Source organism: Belnapia mucosa (assembly GCF_016775475.1).
Taxonomy (GTDB): domain Bacteria; phylum Pseudomonadota; class Alphaproteobacteria; order Acetobacterales; family Acetobacteraceae; genus Belnapia; species Belnapia mucosa.
The window spans coordinates 542,246-566,994 of sequence record NZ_JAEUXJ010000002.1 but is presented as its reverse complement, the minus strand read 5'-3'; the positions used below and the strand labels follow the sequence as shown (position 1 = coordinate 566,994).

Genomic DNA, 24,749 nt, shown 5'->3' with positions numbered 1-24,749 from the left:
CCGATGAGCGCCACCGCCTCCCCTGCCCTCGGCCCGGTCAAGGACCCGAAGGTCGCCGCCCGGCTGGGCAGCCGCCGCAAGCGGGTGGATGTCGTCATCCGCACGCTCTCCCTCGCCGCGACCGGCATCGGGCTGGTCTTCCTGGCCTCGATCCTCGTCACGCTCTTCGCCAAGGGCTTCGGGGCGATGAACCTCTCGGTCCTCACCGAGGTGACGCGGCCGCCGGGCTCGGAGGGCGGGTTGCTGAACGCGATCGTCGGCAGCCTGATCCAGGTCGCGCTGGCCACGCTGATCGGCACGCCGATCGGCATGCTGGTCGGCACCTATCTGGCGGAATATGCCCGCGGCTCCCGCTTCGGCGACGTCGTTCGCTTCGTCTCCGACATCCTGCTCTCGGCGCCCTCGATCCTGATCGGCCTCTTCGTCTATCAGCTCCTGGTGCTGCCCTTCGGCGGCTTCTCCGGCTGGGCCGGCGTCGCGGCACTCGCCATCATCATCATCCCGATCGTGGTCCGCACCACCGAGGACATGCTGCGGCTGATCCCGAACACGCTGCGCGAGGCGGTGATCGGGCTCGGCGCGCCGAAATGGAAGATGGTGGTGATGGTCTGCTGGCGCTCCGCCATCTCCGGCATCATCACCGGCGTGCTGCTCGGCATCGCCCGGATCGCCGGCGAGACGGCGCCGCTGCTCTTCACCAGCCTCGGCAACAATGCCTGGTCCACCGACCTCTCGGCACCGATGCCGAGCCTGCCGATCACCATCTATTCCTATGCCGGCTCGCCCTTCCAGGACTGGATCGAACTCGCCTGGGCCGGCGCCCTCCTCATCACCCTCGCCGTGCTGCTGCTGAATATCGGCGCCCGCACCCTTCTCCGCAGCCGCAAGTGAAGGACCCGCACCCCATGAGCGACCAAGCGATGGATGACAAGACCGCGGCCGCCCGCCCCAATATCAACGCCATGCAGGCGCGTTCGGGCGCGGCCCTGAACGAAGCGAAGCTGGCCATCAAGGGCCTCGACTTCTTCTACGGTACCAACAAGGCACTGAAGGGCATCCATCTCGACATCCCGGCCCGCCAGGTGACCGGCATGATCGGCCCCTCCGGCTGCGGCAAGTCGACGCTGCTGCGGGTGCTGAACCGGATGTACAGCCTCTATCCCGGCCAGCGTGCCGAGGGGCAGGTGCTGCTCGATGGCCAGAACATCATCGAGGACGGGGTCGATCTCAACGCTCTGCGCTCGAAGATCGGCATGGTCTTCCAGAAGCCGACCCCCTTCCCCATGACCATCTACGAGAACATCGCCTTCGGCGTGCGCCTGCATGAGCGGCTCTCGAAGTCGCAGATGGATGAGCGGGTGGAATGGGCCCTGACCCGCGCCGCCCTCTGGACCGAGGCGAAGGACCGGCTCAACACCTCCGCCATGGGATTGTCGGGCGGGCAGCAGCAGCGCCTCTGCATCGCCCGGACCATCGCGGTGCGACCGGAGGTGATCCTCTTCGACGAGCCGACCTCGGCGCTCGACCCGATCTCGACCCTGAAGATCGAGGAGCTGATCGACGAGCTGAAGCGCGACTTCACCATCGCCATCGTCACCCACAACATGCAGCAGGCGGCGCGCTGCGCCGACCAGGTGGCCTTCTTCTACCTGGGCGAGCTGATCGAGGTGGCGCCGGCGGCGCAGCTCTTCACCGCGCCGAAGCATGCGAAGACCCAGGAATACATCACCGGCCGGTTCGGCTGAGCAAGGGGCCAGAGGGATGGAACAGATGGCCGAGCATACCGTGCGTTCCTATGCCGACGAACTCCGCCGGCTGCGCGACATGATCGCCCGCATGGGCGGCCTGGCCGAGCGGCAGGTGGCGGATGCCGTTGCCTCGCTGATCCGGCGCGACACCGACCTCGCCACCGAGGTCGTCGGCCGCGACACCGCGATCGACGCGCTGGAGCGTGAGGTCGAGAATTTCTGCATCCGCATCCTCGCGCTGCGCCAGCCGGTCGGGCAGGATCTTCGCCTCGTCATCGCCTGCCTCAAGATCAGCCATGGGCTGGAGCGGATCGGCGACTATGCCCGCAATGCGGCGAAGCGCAGCATCGTCCTGGCCCAGCAGCCGGCGATCGGCAGCCTGAACGGCTTCAATCGCATGGCGATCCTGGTGCAGGAGAATCTGAAGGGCGCGATCGACGCGCTGGTGAATGACGATGCCAACCGCGCCGATGAGGTCTGGGCCGCGGATGAGCCGGTGGACCAGGTCTATAACGGCATCTTCCGCGAGATGCTGACCTTCATGATGGAAGACCCGCGCAACATCACCGCGGCGACGCATCTGCTGTTCGTTGCCAAGAATCTCGAGCGGATCGGCGACCACGCCACGAACATCGCCGAGACGGTGCATTATGCCGTCAGCGGCGAGAATCTGCCGGAAGACCGGCCGAAGGGCGATGGTTCGGCCTATGCGGTCGTCCGGCCTCCGGTCTAAGGAAGGGACATATCATGCCTGACATGGTCATGGGCCATGCCAAGCCGACGATCCTGGTCGTGGAGGATGAGGCGCCGCTGATCACGCTTCTCCGCTACAACCTCGAGAAGCAGGGCTTCCGCGTCGAGGAGGCGACCGATGGGCAGGAGGCGCTGCTGCGCGTTGCGGAGGCGCGGCCCGACCTCGTCCTGCTCGACTGGATGCTGCCGACACTCTCGGGCATCGAGGTCTGCCGGCAGCTTCGCCGCAAGCCGGCGACGCGGGACCTGCCGATCATCATGGTGACGGCGCGGACCGAAGACCAGGATGCGGTGCGGGCGCTGGATACGGGCGCCGACGACTATATCGCCAAGCCCTTCGCCATGGATGGGCTGCTGGCGCGCATCCGGGCGTTGCTGCGCCGCTCCGGCGGGGTCGCCACCAAGGGCACGCTCACCTATCTCGACATTGCCATGGACCAGGATGCGCATCGGGTGACGCGGGCCGGCAAGCCGCTGCATCTCGGCCCGACCGAATACCGGATGCTGGAGTTCTTCCTGCAGAATCCCGGCCGGGTCTTCAGCCGGGAACAGCTGCTGGATGCGGTCTGGGGCCGCGACATCCATGTCGAGCCGCGCACCGTGGATGTGCATATCCGGCGGCTGCGCAAGGCGATCAATGTCGGCGGCGGCGCCGATGTGATCCGCACCGTGCGCTCGGCCGGCTATGCCCTGGACCAGGAGGCGAGCTGACGCGTATCAGCCGTCGCGGCGTATGATGAAGCCGTTCTCGACCTGCTCCATCCCAAGCTTCGGATACCAGGTCATCGGCTTCGGTGCCGAGAGCAGCAGCAGCATGCAGCCGGGGCCGATGATCCGCTTGGTCTCAGCGATCAGCCCCCGGCCGATGCCCCCGCCCTGCGCCGCCGGATCGACGCAGAGATCCGAGAGGTAGCAGCCATAGGCGAAGTCGGTGAAGCTGCGCGCCGCGCCGACCAGCCGGCCCGCCGCATCGCGCGCGGTGACGATCAGGTTCGATCCGGCGACCATCGCCGCCATCCGCGCCGCGTCATCCACCGGCCGCACCAGGCCGGAGGCCCGGACCACCGCGGTATATTCGGCCGGGTCCAGCCGCCCTTCCTCGCGGGCGAAGATGATTCCGGGCGGTGGGGTGGCAAGCGCGACCCAGGCGGCATGGCCGGTGACGAGTGGATGCTCCATCGCCGTCAGGCCCAGAGCTTGGGATTGGCCAGCAGCGCCGCCATGCGCGTGGCGATGGCCTCCAGCAGCTTCGCCCCCTTCTCGGCACTCGCCACCCGGGCATCGCCGATGACGCCGGAGGGCGAGATGGCTTTGAAGGACCGCCGCAGCGCGAGGCCGGTCGGCTGACCCTCGACCCGGGTGGAATGTGGGCCATGCGCCTCCGGCAGGCGCTCGGTGCGAACGCTGTCGGGGCGGAGATGCATCATCAGGCTGGTCTCCGCCTCGCAGGCATGCATCAGGCCGGGCTGGCGTTCCAGCAGCGGGGCGATCACCTCCGGCACCGCATGCCAATAGGTCGCGGCGGCGACGCGGATGCCGAATTCGATCGAGAATTCCCCGGCGGCGACGGCCACCGCCTCGGCATTCCCGCCATGGCCGTTCATCAGCATCATCCGTCGAAAGCCGTGCCGAGCGGCGGATTTCACGATCCCCCGCAATACCCCGGCGAAGCTCTCATACTCCAGCGTCACCGTGCCGCCGAAATCCATATGGTGCTCGGCGAGGCCGGTCCAGACGCAGGGGGTGACGACGACGGGGCCGCCGAGCCGCCGCGCGGTCTCCTCCGCCACGGCGGTGCCGAGGATGATGTCGACGCCGGTCGCCAGATGCGGCCCATGCTGTTCGAGCGAGGCGACGGGGATGACGACCAGCGCATCCTCGGCGGCGCGGGCGCGCAATTCCTCCGCGGTCAGGCGCATCCATTCGATCTCGGTAGCCATCACTTCCCCCGCTCCGCGTCCTGCGGATGATGCGCCGCGGCCGGGGCGGGTCAAGCCTCGGCCCGCCGCGAAGCGAGGACGCCCCGCAGCAGGCCCGTCAGGCCCTTTCGTAGGTCACGGTGCTGCCGTCATCGCCCTTGGTCCGCCAGGCGAGCCAGGTGCCGTCGGCGGCATACTGCCCCTCCCCTTCCTCATCGCCGGTGGCGCGGAAGATCGTCATGCCGCCGGCGGCCTGCTGCCGGCTCCATTGGAGGCGGAGCGGCTTGCCCGTCTCATTGTCGAAGAGCGGCCGGTCGAAGCGGCGCGGGTCCCACCAGCTCAGCGGCGCCGCCTCGGCCGAGAGACGCTGCGGCCCTTCGGGGCCCTGGACCAGGATGGCGCCGCCCTCGGCCCGGGCGGTCATGTCCTTCACCGTGCCGTTGCGGTCGTGATGCGAGGTGACGGAGCGCAGCCGGTCGCCGGCCCAGACCTCGGTGAAGAGATGCGTCAGGCGGAAGACGGTGATGCCCATCAGCTTCACCTGGATCGCCACCTCCGACCGTGCCGTGAGCTGTCCGCCCGCCTCGGCCAGCGTCACCGTATGGGTGCCGATGGCGCTGCCCTCGCGCATGATGCGGAAGCGGTAGGCGGAGGGCACGGCGCTGGCGGGACGGGCCAGCAGCGGCAGGGCCAGCAACGGCAGCAGGCGGCGCTGCATCAGCCGCGGCCCCGCAGGCTGGACCGCCCGCCATCGACGCCGATCACCTGACCGGTGATCCAGCCGGACTGGTCGGAAAGCAGGAAGTCGGCGAGGGCCGCCGCATCCTCCGGCTCGCCGAGGCGGGGAATCGGATGCAGCCGGGCGATGGCCTCGGCCATCTGCGGGTTCTTGGTCATGGGCGCGGCGATCCCGGTTCGGGTCAGGCTGGGGGCGATGCAATTCACCCGCACGGATGGCGCCAGCTCGGCGGCGAGCGCAATCGACAATCCCTCGACCGCCGCCTTCGCCGCGCCGATCACCGCATGGCCGGGGAAGCCGGCCCGGGCGGCGACGGAGGAAAACAGCACGACCGAGCCGCCGCCCGCCGCCAGCGCCGGCGCCGCGGCCTGCACCGCCAGCGCCGCCGCGGTGGCGTTCAACGCGAAGGCCTCGGCGAAATCCGCAGGCATGGCGCGGGCCAGCGGCTTCATGACGATGGAGCCGATGCAGAAGGCAAGGCCGGAGAGCGGGCTGCCGGCCGCCCCCACCGCATCGCGCAGTGCCGCCGCATCGGTGACATCGCAGGGCGCGGAGGGCGCGCCGAGCTCGGCGGCCAGGGCGGCGAGCCGGCCCGCATCGCGGCCGATGAGGAAGGGCGTCGCGCCACGGGCGGCGACCCGCCGCGCCAGCGCCCCGCCGATCCCCCCGGTGGCGCCCAAAATCACGACAGGTCCCGGCATCATTCCCCCTCGGCATCCAGCCGCCCGGAGATGGGGCGCGGCGCCGTGAGCGTAAGGGGCAGGACAAGCGGCGCGTCCCGTGGCAGGATCGGCGGCGATGCGCCAGCTCCTGCTGCTGCGGCACGCGAAGTCCTCCTGGGACGACCCGCGGCTGCCCGACCATGCCCGCCCGCTCAACGCGCGTGGGAAGCACGCAGCCGTCGCCATGGCGACGGCCATGCGGGAGCTCGGCCTCTCGCCCGATGTGGTGCTGGTCTCCTCCGCCCGCCGCACGCTCCAGACGCTGGAGGCGCTGACGCCCTTCGAGGGCGGCGCCATCGTGGAGCCGATGGATGCGCTCTACCTGGCGCCCTGGTCGCGCCTGCTGGAGGAGCTGCGCCAAGTGCCGGAGACGGCACGGAGTCTGCTGCTGATCGGGCATAATCCCGGCCTGCACGACCTCGCCCTCGCCCTGGCCGACCAGGCGGTGCTGGCGCGCGGCGGGCCGGATGGGCGGCGGCTGCTGGAGGGCTACCCGACCGGGGCGCTGGCGGAGTTCACCATTGCCTCGCCATGGCGCCAGCTGGAAGCCGGGGGCGGACGGCTGGTCCGCTTCCTCGCCCCGCGCGACCTCCCAGCCGCGGAGACCTCAGCCTGACCCGCTTCGATGCCACCGACGCCGCGGCGGAGCCGCCGGCGGAACCGGCCCCGCCCGCCGATGCGGCGGCGCAGCTCAGCCTGGAATTCGCCCTCGATCCGGAGGCGGTGCAGCGCCTGCCGCGGCACCCCGCGATCACCTCGGCCCGCGCCGGCCGGGCGCGCAGCCTGGCCGAGGAGCTGATCTGGATGGACAGCGCCGAGGGCGTCCTGGCGGCGGATGGGCTGGCGTTGGAGGTGCCGCGCCGCGGCCCGCGCCGGCTGATCCGGTCCATGCCCCCGGCGGAGGCACCCTGGTGCCCCGGCACCCCGCCGGCGCTCGAGGAGATGGAGCCGACCGACGAGAATTGGGTGCCGATTGCCGCCTTCAGCGGCCGGCGCAGCGTCATGGCGCTGGGCGAGGTCACGGCGGAGCTGCTGGCCGGCAAGCTGCGCGCCGTGGCGGCGGAGGCGCCGGTGGCGCGGCTGCTCCTCACCGGCCCGACCGAGGCGGTGCTGGCCCGGGCCGCGGCCCTGGCCGCCGATATCCATATGCTGCCGCCGGCCGCCAGCCTCGCCGAGGAAGGCCGCGCCCTGGCCCGCGGCGGGCCGCCGCGGCCGCGCCGCCGCGGCCCGCCCCCGCTCTCCGGTGCCGCCACGGTGGAGGCGGCGCTGCTGGCGGCGCTCGGCCATCTGCTGGAGGTGATGCTGGTCCATGCGCCGGCCTGCCGGCTCGGCGCCGGGATGGAGGGCGTCCACCAGACCCGGGTGGCGCTGCGCCGGCTGCGTTCGGTGCTGAAGGTGTTCCGCCCGGTGGCGAGCGGGCCGGAGCTGGTGGAATTCGATGACGGGCTGCGGGCGATGGCCGCGGCGCTCGGCCCGGCGCGGGACTGGGACGTGTTCCTGGCCGGCACCGCGGCCGAGGCGGCGGCAGCGATCGGCGGGGATCGGCGCCTGGCCGCCCTGCTCCGGGCCGGCGAGGCGCGGCGGCAGGAGGCCTATGCGGCGCTGCGCCGGTTGCTGGACGGACCCGCCTTCCCCCGCCTGGTTCTGGCCGGGATCGGGCTGATCCAGCGCCGCCCCTGGCGCGAGGGCCCGCCCGAGTCGCTGGCGCCGCTGGAGGAGCCGCTGCCGGACTTCGCCGCCGGGGTGCTCGACAAGCGCTGGCACCGGCTGCGGAAGCGCGGCGAGGACATCGCCGAGCATGGCGCCGCCGCCCTGCATGAGGTGCGGCTGGACGCCAAGCGGCTGCGCTATGCGGCGGAGCTGTTTGCCCCGCTCTGGCCGGGCAAGCCCGCCCGCCGCTTCCTCCGCCGCCTCTCCGCCCTGCAGGAGGAATTGGGGCTGGCGAATGACGTGGCAGTGGCGCGGGAGCTGGCCGCCTCGCTCGGCACCGGCGTGCCGGGCTGGGCCATCGGCGCGGTGGAAGGATTCGCCTCCGCCCGGGCCAGCCGGGCCCGCCGCCATGCGCTGGAATCCTGGGATGAATTGCTGGAAGCCGAGCCCTTCTGGCGCTGACGGGCGGGTTTAGCTTGACGCAGCGGCGGGGGCCGTTAGGTTGCGGCCCCTTCCGTACCTGCAGGACCGAACGGGCTCACCCATGGCCAAGTCGAACACCATCCAGATCAAGCTCGTCAGCAGCGCCGAGACCGGCTTCTTCTACGTGACGAAGAAGAATGTCCGGAACACCACCGGCAAGCTGGAGCTGAAGAAATACGATCCCGTCGCGCGCAAGCACGTCGTCTTCCGCGAAGCCAAGATCAAGTAAGGCCGGCGGGGCAGCGCCCCGCCCCTCCTGCCTACCCTGCCGGCACCTTCTGCGGCGGGGCAACATCCTGCAGCGACTGCGCGGACGGATCCTCGACGAATTCCTCGGGGAGAGCCTGGACCACCCGGTTCCGCCCGCCCTGCTTCGCCCGGTACAGCGCCGCATCCGCCGCCGCGATCACGGCATCCGCGCTCGTCCCCGTCCGGGCGATGGCCAAGCCGATGCTGATGGTGATGGGCAGGCGATGCCCGCCCACCTTGCAGGGCTCCGTGCCGATGGCGCCGCGCAGCCGTTCCGCCACCATGGTCGCGTAATCGGTCGGGGCGCCGGCCAGCACCACCATGAATTCCTCGCCGCCATAACGTGCCACCACATCGGCGGCGCGGAGATGCGACTTCAGGCGGTTCGCCACCTCCTGCAGGGCGGCATCGCCGGCCGGATGGCCGTAATTGTCGTTGATCGACTTGAAGCGGTCCACATCCAGCAGCAGCACCGCGGCATCCGTCCCGCGCAGCACGCCATCGAGATGGCGGCGGACATAACGGCGGTTGCGCAGCCCGGTCAGCGGATCCGTCACCGCCATTTCCAGGCTGCGGTCGAGATCGGCCCGCAGCCTTTCCTGGTAACGCTTGCGGCGGATCTGGTTGCGGGCCCGGGCCCGCAGCTCATTGGGGTCGATCGGCCGCAGCACATGGTCATTGGCGCCGAGATCGAAGCCGCGCAGGACCAAGCCGCGCTGGCTGACATCGGCGGCGAGCAGCACCGGCAGGTCGCGCGTCGCGGTCTGCGCCCTGAGCCGCGAGGCCAGGCGGAGCACATCGCCCCCCTCCGCCGGCAGGCAGAGCACGGCGAGGTCGAAATTACCTTCGACCAGGCTGCGCCGCGCGGCTTCGGAATCGGTCACGGCCTGGGCCGCCACGCCGTCATGGGCGAGGATGCCGGCCACCATCTCCGCCTCGCCCGGCAGTTCCGAGAGCACGAGGGCGGTGGCCCCCTCGATGCTCGGCGAAGGATCGGGCGGCGGTTCGAAGCCGAGGTCGCGGGCGGTGTCGGATCGCAGCCGCCAGGCATCCTGCACCTGCTTCACCCGCAGCAGCGCACGCAGCCGGGCGAACAGGGTGGCATCGTCGACCGGTTTCGAGAGGAAGTCGTCCGCCCCGGCTTCCAGCCCGCGGACCCGCTCGGCGGGATCGACCAGGGCGGTGATCATCACCACCGGGATATGGGCGGTGGCGTTGCTTTCCTTCAGCCGGCGGCAGACCTCATAGCCATCCATCCCCGGCATCATCACATCGAGCAGGATGACATCCGGCGACCAGCGCGCGGCGGTGCCCAGTGCCTCGGGCCCTGAGGCGGCGAGCGCCACCTCGTAATATTCGTTCAGCAGCTTGGCTTCGAGCAGCCGGAGATTGGCGGCGATATCATCCACCACCAGGATGCGGGCGGTCATGCCTGCGATCGGGCCCGGTCGAGAGACGGCGTCAGTTCCTGCATCCCTGTCCCACTGCCTTCCCAACCGGGAGGCGCCGGCACGTCCTGGCGCGGCGCCGTCCAAACCATAGGCGGGCGGGACGGTGGCCGCCCGTGCCCAGGGGAATTATGCAGATGCTGGCCTGCCCTTCCCTGGACGCGCTTTTAGCACAGGCCACCCTCCGGATTGAAGCGGCGCGGTGCTCAACCGCTGGATAGAACCGCCTCCTCCCCGTCCGGACGGCGCAGCCGGGCGACCAGACGGGCATGCGGGCTGCGGCGGACCTGGAGCGCTTCCTCCAGCCCGCGCTCGGCGAGCGCCGCATTCACCGCATCTGCCTCCGGATGCTCCGCCTCCAGCCGCACCAGGCGGCAGCCGCTATCCGTCAGGCGGGTGACGGCGCTCTCGCCATCCCATTGGATCAGGGCCGGCACCAACCCGGCCATGTCCTGGCCGGGCGGCGGGAAGGCCATCCGCCAATGGAGGTCGCCGCGCGACATCGGCCGCACCTCGCCGGCGCGGGGTCCGAGCCGGGCGGCCACAGCATCCAGCACCGGGGTCCGGGCCACCCAGGCCAGCAGTTCGGGCCCGGCCTCCAGCCGCAGCGCGACCGAGGGGTCGTCGAGGCCGAAGAGCCTCGGATGCGGCGGATCGGGCTGGTTCGGATCGCGGGCGATGACCTCCAGGTAGCAGGCGGAACCGAGGCCGAGCAGCATGTTGTGGGTGCCGAGGCCGGTATGCACCCCGCCCGGACCCGGGCGCCGGCCCAGATGCTGTTCGACGAAGGCGGCGCCCTCCTCGAGGCTGCGGGCCCCCACCACGATATGGTCGATCTCGGCCATGTCTCTCCCTTTCCTGAACGGCTGGTCGGCCGCGTGACATGATCATGCCAACGCTTTAGCGACAGGAAATGCGCCGGATCAATTCGCGTCCGGTGCGGCGGGAAAAGCCCCTCCTCAGGCTGGGCAAGCGGGGGCGGCGCCCCCTAGCCGACTGGTGAAGACGCTCAGGCGTTGCCGTTCAGATAGGCCATCGCCGCCTGCACCCCGCCCGGCTTGTGCGGCACGCCAGCCGCGCCCAGGCCCATCTCCACCCCGCCCAGCGTCCCGACCAGGGAGAGCGGGCCGAAATCGCCGAGATGGCCGATGCGGAAGACCCGGTCGTTCAGCCGGCCGAGGCCGTTGCCGAGGGACATGTTGAACCGCTCCAGGATCACCGCCCGCATCGCATTGGCGCTGTGGCCCTCGGGCAGGCGGACGGCGGTGAGCGAAGAGGAGTAGTGGCGCGGCTCCTCGCACTGGATCTCGAGGCCCCAATGGCGGACGGCGCGGCGGGTCGCCTCGGCGAAGCGGCCGTGGCGGGCGAAGACGTTGTCGAGCCCCTCCTCGTTCAGCATGTCGACGGCGGCGTCGAGCCCGTAGAGCAGGTTGGTCGCGGGCGTGTAGGGGAAGTAGCCGGTCTCGTTCGCCTTCAGCATCGGGTGCCAGTCCCAGAAGCTGCGCGGCAGCTTCGCGGTCTCGGTCGCCTTCAGCGCCTTGGCAGAGACCGCGTTGAAGGAGAGGCCGGGCGGCAGCATCAGCCCCTTCTGCGAGCCGGCGACGGTGACGTCGACGCCCCATTCGTCATGCCGGTAGTCGATGGAGCCGAGGGAGGAGATGGTGTCCACCAGCAGCAGCGCCGGGTGGCCGGCGGCGTCGATGGCGCGGCGGACCTCCTCGATGCGGGAGGTGCAGCCGGTGCTGGTCTCGTTGTGGACGACGCAGACGGCCTTGATGCCGTGGGACTTGTCCTCGCGCAGCGCCGCCTCGATGCCGGCGACGTCGGCGCCGCGGCGCCAGTCGGTCGGGATGAACTCGGGCTTCAGCTGGAGGCGCTCGGCCATCTCGCGCCAGAGGGTGGCGAACCAGCCGGTCTCGCACATCAGCACCCGGTCGCCGGGCGAGAGGGTGTTGACCAGCGCCGCCTCCCAGGCGCCCGTACCGGAGGCGGGGTAGGTGACGACCGGGCCCTCGGTCTTGAAGACAGTGCGGAGCTTTTCCAGAAGCTGGGCGCCGAAGCGGCCGAAATCCGGGCCGCGATGGTCCATGGTCGGGTTGTCCATGGCCCGCAGCACGCGGTCGGGCACATTGGTGGGGCCCGGGATCTGCAGGAAATGCCGGCCGGCGACGGGGGAGGACTGGTAATAGGCCATGCTCTGGTCTCCGCTCTTGGGACGCGATATGCGCCCGATCCATGTCCCTCGCCAATGAGAAGGGCTTGTCGGATTGATGAGCATTATAGATCGGACAAGAACCCCGCCCAGGATTAGAACCCGCGCATGAACGCCTTCACCATCCCCAAGGACCGGATCGGCGACAGCCGGCTGGCCGAGCGCCTGCGGCGCGAGACCCAGGGCGAGGTGCTCTGGAGCCCGGGCGACCGGGGCCGCTACGCCACCGATGCGAGCATCTACCAGATCGAGCCGGTCGGCGTGCTGGTCCCCCGCAGCCTGGCGGATGTGGAGGCGGCGCTGGCGATCTGCCGCGAGGCCGGGGTGCCGGTGCTGCCGCGCGGGGCCGGAACCAGCCAATGCGGGCAGACGGTGAACCGGGCGCTGGTGATCGACTGCACCAAGCACCTGAACCGGGTGCTCGCCGTCGAAGGCGATACGGCGCGGGTGGAGCCGGGCATCAGCCTCGGTGCGCTGAATGCGGCGCTTGCCGGGGGCAAGCAGTTCTTCCCGGTCGATCCCTCGACCTGGGCGCGCTGCACCATCGGCGGCATGGCCGGCAACAACAGCTGCGGCAGCAAGTCCATCCGCTATGGGCTGATGGCGGACAATGTGCGCGCCATCGATGCGCTGCTCGCCGACGGCAGCCGGTTCCGCTTCGGAGAGATGCCGGACAATCTCGGCGGGGATGTGCCGGCGGGGATCGCGGATCTGATCCAGCGGCTGCGCGCGCTCGGGGCGCGTGAGGCGGAGGAGATCGCCGCCCGCTTCCCGAACCAGCTTCGGCGGGTCGGCGGCTACAATATCGAGAGCCTGACGCCTGCCGCCCGCGCCGAGGGGCGCGGCAACCTGGCGCGGCTGCTGGTCGGCAGCGAGGGGACGCTGGCCTTCTCGGCGGCGCTCGAACTCAAGCTCTGGCCGGTGAAGCCGCGGAAGGCGCTCGGCATCTGCCAATTCCCGACCTTCCGTGCGGCGATGGCGGCCTCGCAGCATCTGGTGACGCTCGACCCGGAGGCGGTGGAGCTGGTCGACCGGACGATGATCGATCTCGGCCGCTCCATCCCGATCTTCCGCGCAACCATTGACAAGATCGTGCGCGGCGAGCCGGACAGCCTGCTCATCGTCGAGTTCCATGGGCAGGAGGATGGGCCGCTGGCCCGGCGCCTCGATGCGCTCGAGGAGATGATGGGGGATCTCGGCTATCCGGACAGCGTGGTGCGCTGCATCGACCCCGGTTTCCAGGCGGCGGTCGCGGAGGTGCGGGAGGCGGGGCTCAACATCATGATGAGCATGAAGGGGGACGGGAAGCCGGTCTCCTTCATCGAGGACTGCGCCGTCGCCCTGCCCGATCTCGCCGACTATACCGAGCGGCTGAATGGCGTCTTCGAGCGCTACGGGACCAAGGGCACCTGGTATGCGCATGCGAGCGTCGGCTGCCTGCATGTGCGGCCGGTGCTCAACATGAAGGACCCTGGCGATGTGCGGCGGATGCGCGCCATTGCCGAGGAGTGCTTCGCGCTCGTCCGCGAATACAAGGGCTCGCATAGCGGCGAGCATGGCGACGGCATCGTGCGGAGCGAGTTCAACGCGACGATGTTCGGCCCGCGCATCACGTCGGCCTTCGAGGAGGTGAAGGACGCCTTCGACCCGGCCGGACTGCTGAATCCGGGCCGCGTGGTGCGGGCGCCGCGGATGGATGACCGCAGCCTCTTCCGCTACGCACCGGACTATGCCGCCGATCCCGGCGTGCAGCCGGTGCTCGATTGGTCCGCCTGGCCCGGCCCACAGGGCGGGCTGCTCGGCGCGGTCGAGATGTGCAACAACAACGGCACCTGCCGGAAGTCGGATGCCAATGTCATGTGCCCGAGCTTCCGGGCGACGCGCGACGAGGCGCACCTGACGCGCGGCCGGGCGAATACGCTGCGCCTCGCCTTGACCGGGCAGTTGCCGGGCGGACTTGCTTCCGATGCGGTGCATGAGGCGCTGTCGCTCTGCGTCTCCTGCAAGGGCTGCAAGCGGGAATGCCCGACCGGCGTCGATATGGCGAAGATGAAGATCGAAGCCATGGCGGCGCGGGCGCGGGAGCGCGGCATCAATGCCAAGGACCGGCTGATCGCCACACTGCCGCGCTGGGCGCCCTTCGCCGCCATGCTGCCGGCGGCGGCGAATGCGCGGAACTGGATCCCCGGCCTGCCGCGGCTCACCGAACGCCTGCTCGGCTTCGCCGCCGAGCGCAGCCTGCCCCGCTTCCGCCGCGACGCCTTCCATGACGCGGAGCTGCCGGCGCCGGATGGCCAGCCGGGCGAGGTCATCCTCTTCCCCGATGTCTTCAACCGGTATTTCGAGCCGGAGAACCTGCGGGCCGCGGTGCGGGTGCTGCGGGCGGCGGGCTATCGGCCGGCGGTGGCGCGCCCCGCGCGCGGCTCTCGGCCGCTGGATGAGGGCCGCACCCTCCTCGCCGCCGGGCTGGTCGAGGAGGCACGGGCCGAGGCGCGGCGGACGCTGGCGGCGCTCTCCGCCTTCCCCTCCCCGGTCATCGGCATCGAGCCCTCCTCGACGCTGACCCTGCGGGACGAATTCCTCTCGCTGCTGCCGGGGGCCGAGGCGGAGGCGCTGGCGGCGCGGACCTTCCTGGTCGGCGAATTCCTGGCGCGGGAGAAGCCCAAGCTGGCGCTGAAGCCGGTCGCCCCGGCGGCGCATGTGCATGGCCATTGCCATCAAAAGGCCTTCGCCGCCTTCCCGCCCGCCATCGCCATGCTGACCATGATCCCGGGGCTGAAGGTGGTGCCCATCGCCTCCTCCTGCTGCGGCATGGCGGGCAGCTTCGGCTATGAGGCGGGCAACATCGCCGTCTCGAAGGCGATGGCCGAGCTCTCGCTGCTGCCCGCGGTGCGGAAGGTCCCGAAAGAGGAACTGGTCGTCGCCGACGGCACCTCCTGCCGCCACCAGATCCAGGATCTCTCGGGGCGGGAGGCGCTGCACGGCATCCGGGTGATGGATATGGCACTCGCGTGAAAGGGCCGTAACGGCCTTTAATATTGCAGCGCAGCATGCGCTGCCCTATGATGATTTTGTTTCGGGAAGGAAGACAGCCACGGCCTCGCCTTGCCACGCCGAGGGTCCGGTGCGCGCCGCGCCGGCCCCGGCCCGAAGGGGGTCGTATGCGAAGACGCGTTATTCTGGGCGCCGCCCTGGCGATGCCCGCCATCCTGCGGGCCGGCCGCGCCCGGGCCTCCACGCCGGTCGATGTGGAGCTGGTGCTGGCGGTGGATGTCAGCCGCTCGGTCGATCCCGAGGAGCAGGAACTGCAATTCAGCGGCTATGAGGCCGCCTTCCGCGACCGGCGGCTGATCGAGGGCATTGCCGGCGGACCGGTGGGCGCCATCGCAGTGACGATGTTCACCTGGTCGGACTGGCATATCCAGAACACCGTCGTGCCCTGGATGCTGCTGGACGGCGCCCCCGCCTGCCACCGCTTCGCCGATGCCGTCGCCAATGCGCCGCGCCGCACCTGGCTCTATACATCCATCTCCGGCGCCATGGATTATGCTGCCAAGCAATTCGGCCAGGGCTTCGAGGGCACCCGCAAGGTCGTCGATATCTCCGGCGACGGGGTGAACAACTCGGGCCGCCCGGTCGCCGAGGCGCGGGAGGAGGCGCTGGCCCAGGGCATCGTGCTGAACGGCCTCGCCGTGCTCGACCGCTCGCCCCCGCCGGCCGCGCTCTCCTCCGCCCTGCCGCCGCTCGACACCTATTACCGCCAGGAGGTGATCGGGGGACCCGGCGCCTTCCTGGTCGTCGCCGAGGGATTCCAGGCCTTCGAGGCGGCGGTGCGGCGGAAGATCATCCGCGAGATCGCCGCGGTGCCGGCGCCGGGACCGGTGACGGAGCGCTTCGCCTGAGCCCTGCGGCTTAGCGCTTCCTTCACCCCTCCGGCCCAGGATCACCAGCGCGGTCAGGGACAGCGGCGATGCCAGCAGCGGTCGAGCAGCCAAGGCAGGATGGGGCGATGCGGCGGCGGCTTCGGGCCGATCTGCGCGGCGCCATCCGCCGCGGCGAGATGTCGCTCAGCTATCAGCCGCGCATCGCCCTGGCCGATGGCAGGCTGACGGGGGCCGAGGCGCTGCTGCGCTGGAACCACCCGGCCCATGGGCCGATCCCGCCCGCCACCTTCATCCCGCTGGCCGAGGCCTCGAGCCTCATCCTGCATCTCGGCGGCTGGGTCCTGCGCGAGGCGGCGCGGGAGGCGGCGCTCTGGCCGGAATCGGCCGGCATCGTCTCGGTCAATGTCTCGGCCCGGCAGATCGAGGCCGGGCTGCTGCCGGCCCAGGTGGCGGAGGCCCTGGCCGAATCCGGCCTGCCCTCGGACCGGCTGGAGCTGGAGCTGACCGAGACCCTGGCGCTGGAGGAGCGGCCGGAGACGCTGCGGATGCTGGCCGCCCTGCGGGAGGATGGGATCGGCCTGGCGCTCGATGATTTCGGCATCGGCCATGCCTCGCTGGCGCGACTGCGCTGGCTGCCCTTCACGGCGCTGAAGCTGGACCGCAGCTTCCTGGCCCATATTCCGGAGGAGCGGGAGGACATGGCGATCCTCCGCGCCATCCGCGACCTCTCCCACGCGCTCCGCATCCGTATGGTCGCCGAAGGCGTGGAGCGGGATGCGCAGCGGCGCTGCCTGGAAGCCCTCGATTGCGAGGAGGCGCAGGGCTGGCTCTTCGGCCGGCCGGTCCCGGCCGAGCTGCTGCGGCAGCGCTGGCAGGCCCCGGCCCTTGCGGGTTAGCTCTGCCACCCCATTCCAGGTGCAACATGTCCCGCATCGCCATCATCGGCGCCGGCCTGTCCGGCCTCGCCTGCGCCCGCGCCCTTCGTGATGAGGGCCGGGAGGTCACGCTTTTCGACAAGGGCCGCGCCGCCGGCGGCAGGCTGGCGACCCGCCGGGCCGAGGCGGGCAGGCGCCGCCTGCAATGGGATCATGGGGCGCAATATCTGACCGCCCGCGGCGCGGATTTCGCCGCGCTCCTGGCGGAATGCGGGGCGGCGCCCTGGGGCGAGCCAGGGCGATTCGTCGGCGTGCCCGGCATGTCCAGCCTGCCACGGACCCTCGCCACGGGGCTCGACCTGCGGGCGGGGCGACATGTGGTGGCGCTGGAGGGCGGGCCGGGCGCCTGGATGCTGCGGCATCTGGATGCGGCGCTGGTCCGGCCCGGCCAGCCCCTGCCCGCGGCCGAGCCCCACTCCGATGGCCCCTTCGACTCCGTCGCCATCACCCTGCCGCCGGCCCAGGCCGCGTCGCTGATCGCCCGGCCGGCGCCCGGGCTGCGGCAGCGGCTGGAATCGGTGGCGATTGCCCCCTGCTGGGCCGTCCTCGCCGCTTTCGCCGAACGGCCGGACTGGCCGGAAACCCTGCGGCCGGAGGCGGGCCCGATTGGCTGGCTGGCGCGGGACAGCAGCAAGCCCGGCCGCGACACCGCGGCCGAATGCTGGGTGATCCAGGCCGGGCCGGACTGGTCCCTCGCCCATCTGGAGGACCCTGCCGAGACCATCGCCCCGCGCCTGCTGGCCGCGTTGCCGCCCGCGCCGCCGCCCCTGCTGCTGAAGGCACATCGCTGGCGCTATTCGCTGGTGCGGGCGCCGCTCGGTGAGCCCTGCCTCTGGCTGCCTGCGGCACGGATCGGCCTCGCCGGCGATTGGTGCCTCGCCGGCCGGGCGGAAGCCGCCTTCGACAGCGGCCGGGCGCTGGCCGCCGCGCTCCTGGCCTGAGTCGCTTGCGGAAATGTGGCGAAAAGCCAAGCTGACAGCGCCGCCGCCCGCCCTATGGTGCCGCCCAGCATGAGCCCCCAGCCCGACCAGGCCGCGATCGCGGCCGAGATCCTCCGCCAGACCGCCGAGCGCGGCGCCGACAAATCCATCTGCCCGAGCGAGGTGGCCCGCGCCCTCGCGCCCGAGGACTGGCGCCCCTTGATGGGCCCGGTGCGCCGGGCCGCCATCGCGTTGAGCCGGGAGGGCGATCTAGAAATCCTCCGCAAGGGCAAGCCCGTGCCGCCCGAAGACGTCCGCGGCGTGATCCGCCTGCGCCGGCGGGTGGGGGCATGAGCGCGCCGATCGGGGCCTTGCTCGGCCGCGGCGCCGCCGGCCTGCCGCCGGCCGAGCCGGTGGATTTCACCCGGCTGGTCCTGCCGCCCTCACCCAATACCTGCCTCGCCGCCCCGCCGGGCGGCCACGCGCAGGCGCATATCACCGTACCACCCCTGCCGGTGGATGCGGCGACCGCCTGGCCAGTGCTGCGCCGCCTGGGCGAGGGCTTACCGCGCACCTACCCCCTCGCCGAATGGCCGGAACGGCGGCAGGCGCAATGGGTCGCGCGCTCCGCCCTGATGAACTACCCGGATGTCATCGCGGCCGAGCTGGTGCCGGGCCCGGGCGGGGCCGGGCTCTTCCTCTATTCCCGCAGCCTGTTCGGCTGGTCGGATCTCGGCGTGAACCGCCGCCGGGTGGAAGCCTGGCTCGCCGCCTTCGAGGCCGCGCTGCGCCGCCGCTGACCGCCCGCCCTACCCCATTCCTCCCGGAGTCCCGCCATGCGCCGCATCGGCCATTTCCTTTCGGATGCCTGGACCCTGGCCGGACCCTATTGGCGGAGCGAGGAGCGTTGGAAGGCCCGGCTGCTGCTCGGCGTCGTCGTGGCCCTGAACCTCTCGCTGGTCGGGATGAGCGTGCTGCTCAGCTACTGGAACCGGGAATTCTTCAACAGCCTGCAGGAGAAGAATGCCGAGGCCTTCTGGGCGCTGCTGTTCTGGTGGCGGCAAACCGATAGCGGGCCGATGCCCGGCTTCGTCTTCGTCGCCGCGCTCTACATCCTCATCGCCGTCTATGCGCTCTATCTCCGCCAGGCCTTGCAGATTCGCTGGCGATCCTGGCTGACTCGGGAGGTGCTGGACCGCTGGCTGGCCGATCGCGCCTATTACCGCGTGGCGCTGACCGATGCCGAGACCGACAACCCGGACCAGCGCATCGCCGAAGACCTGCGCTATTTCGTGGACAATACCCTGGCCCTCGGGCTCGGGCTGATGCGGTCGGTCGTCACGCTGTTCAGCTTCGTGCTGGTCCTCTGGGGCCTGTCGGGGCCGGCGACCATCCTCGGCATCACCATCCCCGGCTATATGGTCTGGGTGGCGCTGCTCTATGCCCTGGCCGGCACCGGCCTCGCCCATCTCGTCGGGCGCAGCTTGATCCGGCTGAATTTCCAGCAGCAGCGGGTGGAAGCGGATTTCCGCTATGCCCTGGTGCGGCTGCGCGACAATGCCGAGGGCGTCGCCCTCTATGGCGGCGAGGCGGATGAGAAGCGGGGCCTGCAGGACCGGTTCGGCGCGCTGATCCGCAATTGGTGGGCGATCATGGTCGCCACCAAGCGGCTGACCTTCTTCACCAGCGCCTATAGCCAGGTCGCGGTGGTCTTCCCCTTCGTCGTCGCGGCGCCGGCCTATTTCGCCGGTCGGATTCCGCTCGGCGGGCTGACCCAGACCTCCGGCGCCTTCTCCGAGGTGCAGGGCGCGCTGTCCTGGTTCGTCGATAATTACTCCTCCCTGACCGAATGGCGCGCGACGGTGCTGCGGATCCGCGGCTTTCTCGGCGCCATCGAGGTGGCGCGGGCGGCCGCCGGCACCGGCATCCAATCGGTGCCGGATGGCGGCGATGCGCTGGTGCTCGATGATGTGACGGTCGGCCTGCCGGACGGAAGGGTGCTGGTCGCCGGGGCTTCGGCGCGGGTCGAGCCGGGCGAAGCGGTGCTGATCGCCGGCGCCTCGGGCAGCGGCAAGTCCACCCTGTTCCGGGCCATCGCCGGCCTCTGGCCCTTCGGCCGGGGGCGGGTGCATGCGCCGGGCGCGGGTGTGCTGTTCCTGCCGCAGCGGCCCTATTTGCCGCTCGGCAGCCTGCGCCGCGCCGTCTGCTACCCGCGCCATGCCGAGGAATTCCCCGAGGTTGAGATCCGCGAGGCGCTGGAGTCGGCGGGGCTCGGCCATCTCGCCGCCCGGCTGGATGAGGAGGATAGCTGGGACCGGCGGCTCTCGGGCGGCGAGCAGCAGCGCCTGGCCCTCGCCCGCGCCCTGCTGGTGAAGCCGCGCTGGCTCTTCCTTGACGAGGCGACCTCCAGCCTCGATCCGGAGGCGGAGGCGCGGTTCTACGAGTTGCTGAAGGAACGGCTGCCGGCGACGACCCTGGTCTCGATCGCGCATCGGCCGGCGGTCGCGCAATACCACCAGCGGGCGCTGCGCGTGCGCGACGGGCATCTGGTCGCCGCCCCCGCCTGATCCGGCAACCCTTTCCGGCGGCGGATGTTCTCCCGGCGACGGGAGACTACTGGATGCTGAACCGGGTCTGGGGCCTGCTGCGCGAAAGCGTTGAAGGCTATATCGAGGACGAGGCAATGAGCCGGGGTGCGGCCGTCGCCTACTACACTGTATTCTCCATCGCCCCGCTGCTGGTCATCGCCACCGCCATTGCCGGGCTGGCCTTCGGCGAGGATGCGGTGCGCGGCGCCATCTCGGAGCAACTCCGCGGCCTTCTCGGCAATACCGGGGCGGAAACGGTGGAAGCCATGGTGAAGGGGGCGAGCAACCGCACCTCGGGCACCATCGCCACCATCATCGGCGTGGTGACGCTGCTGCTGACCGCCAGCGGCGTGTTCGGCGAGCTGCAATCGGCCCTGAACGCCATCTGGCGCGCCAAGCCGCCCGAGGGCGGGGCGGTGACGCGGCTGATGCGGGCCAAGCTGGCAAGCCTTGGCCTGGTGGCGGCGACCGGCTTCCTGCTGCTGGTCTCCCTCATCGCCAGCGCGATCATTTCGGTCCTGATCACCTGGTTCCGCGACCAGCTGCCCGAGATGCTGTTGCTGCTGGGGGTGGCGAACTTCCTTCTGTCCTTCCTGATGGTCACCATCCTTTTCGCGGCCATCTACAAGATCCTGCCGGACCGCAATATCGCTTGGCGCGACGTGGCCGTGGGGGCGGTGGTGACCGCCTTCCTCTTCACAATCGGCAAGACGCTGATCGGCTGGTATGTCGGCAGCAGCAACGTGGCCACCAGTTATGGCGCTGCGGGCGCGCTGATGGTGGTGCTGCTCTGGGTCTATTACTCGGCACAGATCTTCATGCTGGGGGCGGAGTTCACCCGGGCCTGGGCCGGCTTGCAGGGCAGCCCTGCCGCCCAGGCCGCGCTGGCCGAGCCGGCGCATCACCGTGGCGGGCGCGACCGCAAGGCGGAGAAGCGGGCCGAGACCGGGCATTTCCTCGGCGGCGCAGCGGCGATGGCGGTGCTGATGGCGGTGTTCCGCCGCAAGCGCTAGAGCAAACTCCGATCAGGTGGAATCACCTGATCGGAGTAATTTGCTCGCCCGAACAACAAGCTAGAGCGGCTTCCGTGAGCCAAGGCGAACGGAAACCGCTCTAGCCGCGCCTAAAGCGTGTCCCGCACCACCCGCAGCACCGCATCGGCATAGCGTTCCAGCTTGCTGCGGCCGACGCCCGGGATCATCGCCAGTTCCTCGGCATCCTGCGGCCGGCGCTCGGCGATGGCGGCCAGGGTGTCGTTCTGGAAGATGACATAGGCCGGCACGCCCTGCTCGGACGCCTCGCGCTTCCGCCAGGCGCGCAGCGCGTCGAACAACGCATCCCCCGCCATGGCCGGCTCGGCGGAGCGGCCGCGCTCGCGCGGGGATGGGCGGGTCAGGGTCTCCGCCCGCAGCATCACCTTCTCCTCACCCTTCAGGATCGGGCGCGCCGCCTCGGTCGGGACCAGCTCGCCATGGTTCTCGACCGCGACATCGAGCGCGCCGCGGGCGACGAGTTGCCGCGCCACGCCGCGCCAGGCGAGTTCCGAGATATCGGCGCCGATCCCGAAGGTCTTGAGCTGGTCATGCGCGAATTGCGCGACCTTCGCCGTCACCCGCCCCCGCAGCACATCGACCACATGGCCAAGGCCGAAATGCCCGCCTGAAGGCAGCCGGGTCCGCACCACCGCGCTCAGCAGCTTCTGCGCCGGGATGGTGCCGTCGAACAGCCGGGGCGGGTCGAGGCAGACATCACAGGCGCCGCAGCGCTCGGGCCCGTCTTCGCCGAAGCAGCGCAGCAGGATGCGGCGCCGGCAGGTGGCCGCCTCGGCGATCGAGACCATCGCCTCCAGCCGCGACCGCTCGATCCGCTTCTGCTCCGGCGTCGCCGGGCTTTCCTCGATCCGGTGGCGGGCGAGCGCGATGTCGCCGGCGCCATAGAGCAGCAGGGCGCGGGCCGGCAGCCCGTCGCGTCCGGCGCGGCCGATCTCCTGGTACCAGCTCTCGGGGCTGCGCGGCAGGTCGAGATGCGCGACCCAGCGCACATCCGGCCGGTCGATGCCCATGCCGAAGGCGATGGTCGCCGCCATGATGACGGCATCGCCGCGGGCGAAGCGCCGATGCGCGTCGCGCTTGGCCTGCGGCTCCATCCCCGCATGGAAGCAGAGCGCGTCATGCCCATCGGCGCGCAGCCATTCCGCCGTCTGCTCGGTCTTGGCGCGGCTGCCGCAATAGACGATGCCGGCGCCCGACCCGTCGCCAGCGGCCTTCACAAAGGCGCGGAGCTGCGCCCGCTCGCTCTCGCGCGGCGCGGCGGCGATCTGGATGTTGGGCCGGTCGAAGCCGCCGCGGAAGACCGGGCTTTCGGTAAGGCCCAATTGGGCGCGGATATCCTCGACCGTGCGCGGATCGGCGGTCGCGGTCAGCGCCAGGCGCGGCACATCCGGGAAGCGCTCGGCGAGCAGGCCGAGGCCGCGATATTCCGGCCGGAAGTGATGGCCCCACTGGCTGACGCAATGCGCCTCGTCGATGGCGAAGAGGGCGAGCGGGCGGCGGGCCAGGAAGTCCAGCGTGCCGTCGAGGGTCAGCCGCTCCGGCGAGATATAGAGCAGCTTCACCGCGCCGCGCGCCAGGTCGCGCTTCACCTCGCGCGCCTGGTCCTCGGGCAGGTCGGAATGCAGGGCGGCGGCGGCGACGCCCTGCTGGCGCAGCGCCGTGACCTGGTCCTCCATCAGCGCGATCAGCGGCGAGACGACGACGCCCAGGCCCTCGCGGCAGAGGGCAGGCACCTGGAAGCAGAGCGACTTGCCGCCACCGGTCGGCATCAGCACGAGGCCGGAGCCGCCGGCCATCACATGATGGACGATTTCCTCCTGCCGGCCGCGAAAGCCCGGATGACCAAAGACCCGGTGCAGCAGCTCGGCCGGATCGGCACCAGCCCCCAGGCGTGCCGGGGACTCCATGACATCGGGCATGGCACCTTCATGCCATGCGGCGCCGTCCGCGTCAGCCGTTGTTGCCTAGTCGCCCAGGACGATTTCGACCCGGCGGCTCTCGGTCGGGATGGATTCGAAGGGCACCGGGCCACGCGGCTCGACCACGATGCGGATGCGGTTGACGCCGGCGGCGACCAGCACGTCGGCGACGTTGCGGGCGCGCGCCTCGGACAGGCTGCGATTGTAGCCGGCGCTGCCCTCAGGGGCAGTGAAGCCACGGACACGGACGGGGAGGGTGGGATTGGCCTTGGCGCGCTCCGCCGCCTCGGCCACCAGGGTCGCGGCATTGGAATCGAGCGCCGCGCTGTCGGCATTGAAGAAGACGATGGTGGGCTGGCGCCGCGCCGGCGGGGCCGCGGTCATGCATCCCGCCAGGGCGAGCATCGGCAGAAGGAGAAGGGCGGGACGACGGCGCATGCGGAAACTCCGGCAATGGGTGAAGGGGGCAGGCCAGACCTCAACCGGCGCCTGAGCCCCGGGCGAAGCCTGCAACCCTTCCAGGCCGTGCTTGTCGCATCGCCCGGCCGTTCGCGGGCCATCACATTCCGCTCACCGCGAGCAGGCGGCGCCGCCGAGGACGCAGAATTTCGCGCAATGCGGATGGTTCAGCGGCACCGGGCGCGAGGCCTCCGCCAAGGTCGCGCCGAGTTCGAATTGCGGGTCGTAGGGCAGCAGCGTGCAGGCCAGCACCGCCGGCCGTGCCGCGCCGCGCCGCTTCACCAGCATCCGGGCGGAGGCGCACATCATGCTGTCCGGGCTTTTCTTCAGGATGCCCCAGCAGGCGGTGGTGATCTCCGGCACATCGACCGCGGCATCCATCTCCGGGAAGAGCATCAGGGCGACCGGATCGCCGGCATCGATCGGGATGCCGCGCGATGCGAAAAGGGCCGCGAAGCCGGCGCGCATCGCCGCCTCGCCGGCGGCATCGAAGCCGGCGCGGCCAGCGACATGCACCTGGAATCCCTCGCGGGCCAGCCAGTCCAGCCCGTCGAGGGCGATGGCGAAGCTTCCCTCCTGCCGTTCCGCGTCATGCAGGGCCGGGTCGTGGTGGTCGAGGCTGACGCGAAGCGTCAGCGCCGGCCCGAAGCGGTCGCGCAGCGCCAGCAGGGCGGCAGCGTGGTTCCGCATCGGCTTCATCGCATTGGTCAGCACCAGGGCGCGCAGGCCGCGGACCAGAACCGCCTCCAGCATCGCCGGCAGGTCGCGGTTCAGGAAGGGCTCGCCGCCGGTGAAGCCCACCTCCTCGACCGGCAGGCGGTCGCGCTCGATCTCATCGAGGAAGGGGAGGAAATCGGCGAGCGTCAGATAGGCCAGGGCGTCGTTGCGCGGGCTGCTTTCGATATAGCAGTTGCGGCAGGTGATGTTGCAGAGCGTCCCGGTATTGACCCAGAGCGTCTGCAGCGCCGAAAGGCCGACGCTGGCCCGCACCTCGCCCTTCGCGGTGACGAAGGGGTCGCGGAATTTGGCGGGGTCGAGGCGCGGCGGGACATGATTCATGCCCGCCAGA

25 protein-coding genes are annotated in these 24,749 nt (G+C 70.9%); 15 read left to right on the top strand and 10 right to left on the bottom strand.

Annotated features, from left to right (window positions below; translation table 11 throughout):
• Positions 1–3 precede the first annotated feature (3 nt).
• The 4 genes from pstA (at position 4) to phoB (ending at position 3,212) form a co-directional block, all read left to right on the top strand.
• Positions 4–891 carry a phosphate ABC transporter permease PstA gene (gene pstA / locus JMJ55_RS07285; protein WP_202824844.1) on the top strand — a complete coding sequence of 296 codons (888 nt, stop codon included), beginning with the start codon at positions 4–6 and terminating at the stop codon, positions 889–891.
• Positions 892–962: 71 nt separating this feature from the next.
• The gene (gene pstB / locus JMJ55_RS07280) at positions 963–1,745 is read left to right on the top strand and encodes a phosphate ABC transporter ATP-binding protein PstB (RefSeq protein WP_407927531.1); all 783 of its coding nucleotides are present in this window, start codon (positions 963–965) and stop codon (positions 1,743–1,745) included.
• Between the two features lie 16 nt (positions 1,746–1,761).
• Positions 1,762–2,481: a phosphate signaling complex protein PhoU gene (phoU, locus tag JMJ55_RS07275; RefSeq protein WP_202824842.1), complete on the top strand. Its 720-nt coding sequence runs from the start codon at positions 1,762–1,764 to the stop codon at positions 2,479–2,481.
• Between the two features lie 14 nt (positions 2,482–2,495).
• Positions 2,496–3,212 carry a phosphate regulon transcriptional regulator PhoB gene (phoB, locus tag JMJ55_RS07270; RefSeq protein ID WP_236033461.1) on the top strand — a complete coding sequence of 239 codons (717 nt, stop codon included), beginning with the start codon at positions 2,496–2,498 and terminating at the stop codon, positions 3,210–3,212.
• A 6-nt stretch (positions 3,213–3,218) separates the two neighbouring features.
• Here the strand turns inward: phoB and JMJ55_RS07265 are convergent, their stop codons facing one another.
• The 4 genes from JMJ55_RS07265 to JMJ55_RS07250 all read right to left on the bottom strand — a co-directional run bounded on the left by JMJ55_RS07265 (position 3,219) and on the right by JMJ55_RS07250 (position 5,863).
• The gene (locus tag JMJ55_RS07265) at positions 3,219–3,680 is read right to left on the bottom strand and encodes a GNAT family N-acetyltransferase (RefSeq protein WP_202824841.1); all 462 of its coding nucleotides are present in this window, start codon (positions 3,678–3,680) and stop codon (positions 3,219–3,221) included.
• 5 nt (positions 3,681–3,685) lie between these two features.
• Positions 3,686–4,441: a creatininase family protein gene (locus JMJ55_RS07260; RefSeq protein ID WP_202824840.1), complete on the bottom strand. Its 756-nt coding sequence runs from the start codon at positions 4,439–4,441 to the stop codon at positions 3,686–3,688.
• A gap of 97 nt (positions 4,442–4,538) precedes the next feature.
• Positions 4,539–5,138, bottom strand: coding sequence for a DUF6134 family protein (locus JMJ55_RS07255; protein WP_202824839.1), 600 nt, complete (start codon positions 5,136–5,138; stop codon positions 4,539–4,541).
• Complete coding sequence (locus tag JMJ55_RS07250) at positions 5,138–5,863, bottom strand: SDR family NAD(P)-dependent oxidoreductase (RefSeq protein WP_202824838.1); 726 nt, start codon at positions 5,861–5,863, stop codon at positions 5,138–5,140. The genes JMJ55_RS07255 and JMJ55_RS07250 overlap by 1 nt, the downstream gene beginning before the upstream one ends.
• 94 nt (positions 5,864–5,957) lie before the next feature.
• On the opposite strand from JMJ55_RS07250, the gene JMJ55_RS07245 reads away from it, so the two are divergent.
• The 3 genes from JMJ55_RS07245 to rpmG all read left to right on the top strand — a co-directional run bounded on the left by JMJ55_RS07245 (position 5,958) and on the right by rpmG (position 8,243).
• Positions 5,958–6,497, top strand: coding sequence for a SixA phosphatase family protein (locus tag JMJ55_RS07245; RefSeq protein ID WP_202824837.1), 540 nt, complete (start codon positions 5,958–5,960; stop codon positions 6,495–6,497).
• Positions 6,413–7,993, top strand: coding sequence for a CHAD domain-containing protein (locus JMJ55_RS07240; protein ID WP_202824836.1), 1,581 nt, complete (start codon positions 6,413–6,415; stop codon positions 7,991–7,993). The genes JMJ55_RS07245 and JMJ55_RS07240 overlap by 85 nt, the downstream gene beginning before the upstream one ends.
• A gap of 82 nt (positions 7,994–8,075) precedes the next feature.
• Positions 8,076–8,243, top strand: coding sequence for a 50S ribosomal protein L33 (gene rpmG / locus JMJ55_RS07235; protein WP_043342217.1), 168 nt, complete (start codon positions 8,076–8,078; stop codon positions 8,241–8,243).
• A gap of 31 nt (positions 8,244–8,274) precedes the next feature.
• On the opposite strand, the gene JMJ55_RS07230 is transcribed toward rpmG, so the two are convergent.
• The 3 genes from JMJ55_RS07230 to JMJ55_RS07220 all read right to left on the bottom strand — a co-directional run bounded on the left by JMJ55_RS07230 (position 8,275) and on the right by JMJ55_RS07220 (position 11,905).
• Positions 8,275–9,693, bottom strand: a complete 1,419-nt coding sequence (locus tag JMJ55_RS07230) for a PleD family two-component system response regulator (protein WP_202824835.1) — start codon at positions 9,691–9,693, stop codon at positions 8,275–8,277.
• 224 nt (positions 9,694–9,917) lie between these two features.
• Positions 9,918–10,556 carry a VOC family protein gene (locus tag JMJ55_RS07225; protein ID WP_202824834.1) on the bottom strand — a complete coding sequence of 213 codons (639 nt, stop codon included), beginning with the start codon at positions 10,554–10,556 and terminating at the stop codon, positions 9,918–9,920.
• A gap of 164 nt (positions 10,557–10,720) precedes the next feature.
• Positions 10,721–11,905: a pyridoxal-phosphate-dependent aminotransferase family protein gene (locus JMJ55_RS07220; RefSeq protein WP_202824833.1), complete on the bottom strand. Its 1,185-nt coding sequence runs from the start codon at positions 11,903–11,905 to the stop codon at positions 10,721–10,723.
• A gap of 126 nt (positions 11,906–12,031) precedes the next feature.
• On the opposite strand from JMJ55_RS07220, the gene JMJ55_RS07215 reads away from it, so the two are divergent.
• From JMJ55_RS07215 to JMJ55_RS07180, 8 genes are all read left to right on the top strand, one after another.
• Entirely contained in the window at positions 12,032–14,938 is a 2,907-nt protein-coding gene (locus JMJ55_RS07215) for an FAD-binding and (Fe-S)-binding domain-containing protein (RefSeq protein WP_202824832.1), read from the top strand.
• A 146-nt stretch (positions 14,939–15,084) separates the two neighbouring features.
• Complete coding sequence (locus JMJ55_RS07210; RefSeq protein WP_202824831.1) at positions 15,085–15,825, top strand: DUF1194 domain-containing protein; 741 nt, start codon at positions 15,085–15,087, stop codon at positions 15,823–15,825.
• Positions 15,826–15,932: 107 nt separating this feature from the next.
• Complete coding sequence (locus JMJ55_RS07205; protein WP_202824830.1) at positions 15,933–16,703, top strand: EAL domain-containing protein; 771 nt, start codon at positions 15,933–15,935, stop codon at positions 16,701–16,703.
• A gap of 26 nt (positions 16,704–16,729) precedes the next feature.
• Positions 16,730–17,683 carry an NAD(P)/FAD-dependent oxidoreductase gene (locus tag JMJ55_RS07200; RefSeq protein WP_202824829.1) on the top strand — a complete coding sequence of 318 codons (954 nt, stop codon included), beginning with the start codon at positions 16,730–16,732 and terminating at the stop codon, positions 17,681–17,683.
• A 69-nt stretch (positions 17,684–17,752) separates the two neighbouring features.
• Positions 17,753–18,016 carry a DUF3253 domain-containing protein gene (locus tag JMJ55_RS07195; protein WP_202824828.1) on the top strand — a complete coding sequence of 88 codons (264 nt, stop codon included), beginning with the start codon at positions 17,753–17,755 and terminating at the stop codon, positions 18,014–18,016.
• The gene (locus JMJ55_RS07190) at positions 18,013–18,462 is read left to right on the top strand and encodes a DUF1499 domain-containing protein (protein ID WP_202824827.1); all 450 of its coding nucleotides are present in this window, start codon (positions 18,013–18,015) and stop codon (positions 18,460–18,462) included. Before JMJ55_RS07195 ends, JMJ55_RS07190 begins: the two co-directional genes overlap by 4 nt.
• Before the next feature lie 36 nt (positions 18,463–18,498).
• Positions 18,499–20,229, top strand: coding sequence for an ABC transporter ATP-binding protein/permease (locus JMJ55_RS07185; RefSeq protein WP_202824826.1), 1,731 nt, complete (start codon positions 18,499–18,501; stop codon positions 20,227–20,229).
• Positions 20,230–20,282: 53 nt separating this feature from the next.
• A complete protein-coding gene (locus JMJ55_RS07180) occupies positions 20,283–21,263 on the top strand; it encodes a YihY/virulence factor BrkB family protein (protein ID WP_202824825.1) in 981 nt (326 codons plus the stop codon).
• A gap of 110 nt (positions 21,264–21,373) precedes the next feature.
• Here JMJ55_RS07180 and recQ read toward each other — a convergent pair whose 3' ends face one another.
• The 3 genes from recQ to JMJ55_RS07165 form a co-directional block, all read right to left on the bottom strand.
• Entirely contained in the window at positions 21,374–23,221 is a 1,848-nt protein-coding gene (gene recQ / locus JMJ55_RS07175; RefSeq protein ID WP_236033460.1) for a DNA helicase RecQ, read from the bottom strand.
• Between the two features lie 45 nt (positions 23,222–23,266).
• Positions 23,267–23,659: an OmpA family protein gene (locus JMJ55_RS07170; protein WP_202824824.1), complete on the bottom strand. Its 393-nt coding sequence runs from the start codon at positions 23,657–23,659 to the stop codon at positions 23,267–23,269.
• 132 nt (positions 23,660–23,791) lie between these two features.
• Entirely contained in the window at positions 23,792–24,739 is a 948-nt protein-coding gene (locus JMJ55_RS07165) for a radical SAM protein (RefSeq protein ID WP_202824823.1), read from the bottom strand.
• Positions 24,740–24,749: the final 10 nt, after the last annotated feature.

Bases quoted from the DNA above. Each gene is read 5' to 3' on its own strand.
- pstA (WP_202824844.1), top strand. From the start codon at position 4: ATGAGCGCCACCGCCTCCCCTGCCCTCGGCCCGGTCAAGGACCCGAAG.
- pstB (WP_407927531.1), top strand. From the start codon at position 963: ATGCAGGCGCGTTCGGGCGCGGCCCTGAACGAAGCGAAGCTGGCCATC.
- phoU (WP_202824842.1), top strand. From the start codon at position 1,762: ATGGAACAGATGGCCGAGCATACCGTGCGTTCCTATGCCGACGAACTC.
- phoB (WP_236033461.1), top strand. From the start codon at position 2,496: ATGCCTGACATGGTCATGGGCCATGCCAAGCCGACGATCCTGGTCGTG.
- JMJ55_RS07265 (WP_202824841.1), bottom strand. From the start codon at position 3,680: ATGGAGCATCCACTCGTCACCGGCCATGCCGCCTGGGTCGCGCTTGCC.
- JMJ55_RS07260 (WP_202824840.1), bottom strand. From the start codon at position 4,441: ATGGCTACCGAGATCGAATGGATGCGCCTGACCGCGGAGGAATTGCGC.
- JMJ55_RS07255 (WP_202824839.1), bottom strand. From the start codon at position 5,138: ATGCAGCGCCGCCTGCTGCCGTTGCTGGCCCTGCCGCTGCTGGCCCGT.
- JMJ55_RS07250 (WP_202824838.1), bottom strand. From the start codon at position 5,863: ATGATGCCGGGACCTGTCGTGATTTTGGGCGCCACCGGGGGGATCGGC.
- JMJ55_RS07245 (WP_202824837.1), top strand. From the start codon at position 5,958: ATGCGCCAGCTCCTGCTGCTGCGGCACGCGAAGTCCTCCTGGGACGAC.
- JMJ55_RS07240 (WP_202824836.1), top strand. From the start codon at position 6,413: ATGGCGCCAGCTGGAAGCCGGGGGCGGACGGCTGGTCCGCTTCCTCGC.
- rpmG (WP_043342217.1), top strand. From the start codon at position 8,076: ATGGCCAAGTCGAACACCATCCAGATCAAGCTCGTCAGCAGCGCCGAG.
- JMJ55_RS07230 (WP_202824835.1), bottom strand. From the start codon at position 9,693: ATGACCGCCCGCATCCTGGTGGTGGATGATATCGCCGCCAATCTCCGG.
- JMJ55_RS07225 (WP_202824834.1), bottom strand. From the start codon at position 10,556: ATGGCCGAGATCGACCATATCGTGGTGGGGGCCCGCAGCCTCGAGGAG.
- JMJ55_RS07220 (WP_202824833.1), bottom strand. From the start codon at position 11,905: ATGGCCTATTACCAGTCCTCCCCCGTCGCCGGCCGGCATTTCCTGCAG.
- JMJ55_RS07215 (WP_202824832.1), top strand. From the start codon at position 12,032: ATGAACGCCTTCACCATCCCCAAGGACCGGATCGGCGACAGCCGGCTG.
- JMJ55_RS07210 (WP_202824831.1), top strand. From the start codon at position 15,085: ATGCGAAGACGCGTTATTCTGGGCGCCGCCCTGGCGATGCCCGCCATC.
- JMJ55_RS07205 (WP_202824830.1), top strand. From the start codon at position 15,933: ATGCGGCGGCGGCTTCGGGCCGATCTGCGCGGCGCCATCCGCCGCGGC.
- JMJ55_RS07200 (WP_202824829.1), top strand. From the start codon at position 16,730: ATGTCCCGCATCGCCATCATCGGCGCCGGCCTGTCCGGCCTCGCCTGC.
- JMJ55_RS07195 (WP_202824828.1), top strand. From the start codon at position 17,753: ATGAGCCCCCAGCCCGACCAGGCCGCGATCGCGGCCGAGATCCTCCGC.
- JMJ55_RS07190 (WP_202824827.1), top strand. From the start codon at position 18,013: ATGAGCGCGCCGATCGGGGCCTTGCTCGGCCGCGGCGCCGCCGGCCTG.
- JMJ55_RS07185 (WP_202824826.1), top strand. From the start codon at position 18,499: ATGCGCCGCATCGGCCATTTCCTTTCGGATGCCTGGACCCTGGCCGGA.
- JMJ55_RS07180 (WP_202824825.1), top strand. From the start codon at position 20,283: ATGCTGAACCGGGTCTGGGGCCTGCTGCGCGAAAGCGTTGAAGGCTAT.
- recQ (WP_236033460.1), bottom strand. From the start codon at position 23,221: ATGCCCGATGTCATGGAGTCCCCGGCACGCCTGGGGGCTGGTGCCGAT.
- JMJ55_RS07170 (WP_202824824.1), bottom strand. From the start codon at position 23,659: ATGCGCCGTCGTCCCGCCCTTCTCCTTCTGCCGATGCTCGCCCTGGCG.
- JMJ55_RS07165 (WP_202824823.1), bottom strand. From the start codon at position 24,739: ATGAATCATGTCCCGCCGCGCCTCGACCCCGCCAAATTCCGCGACCCC.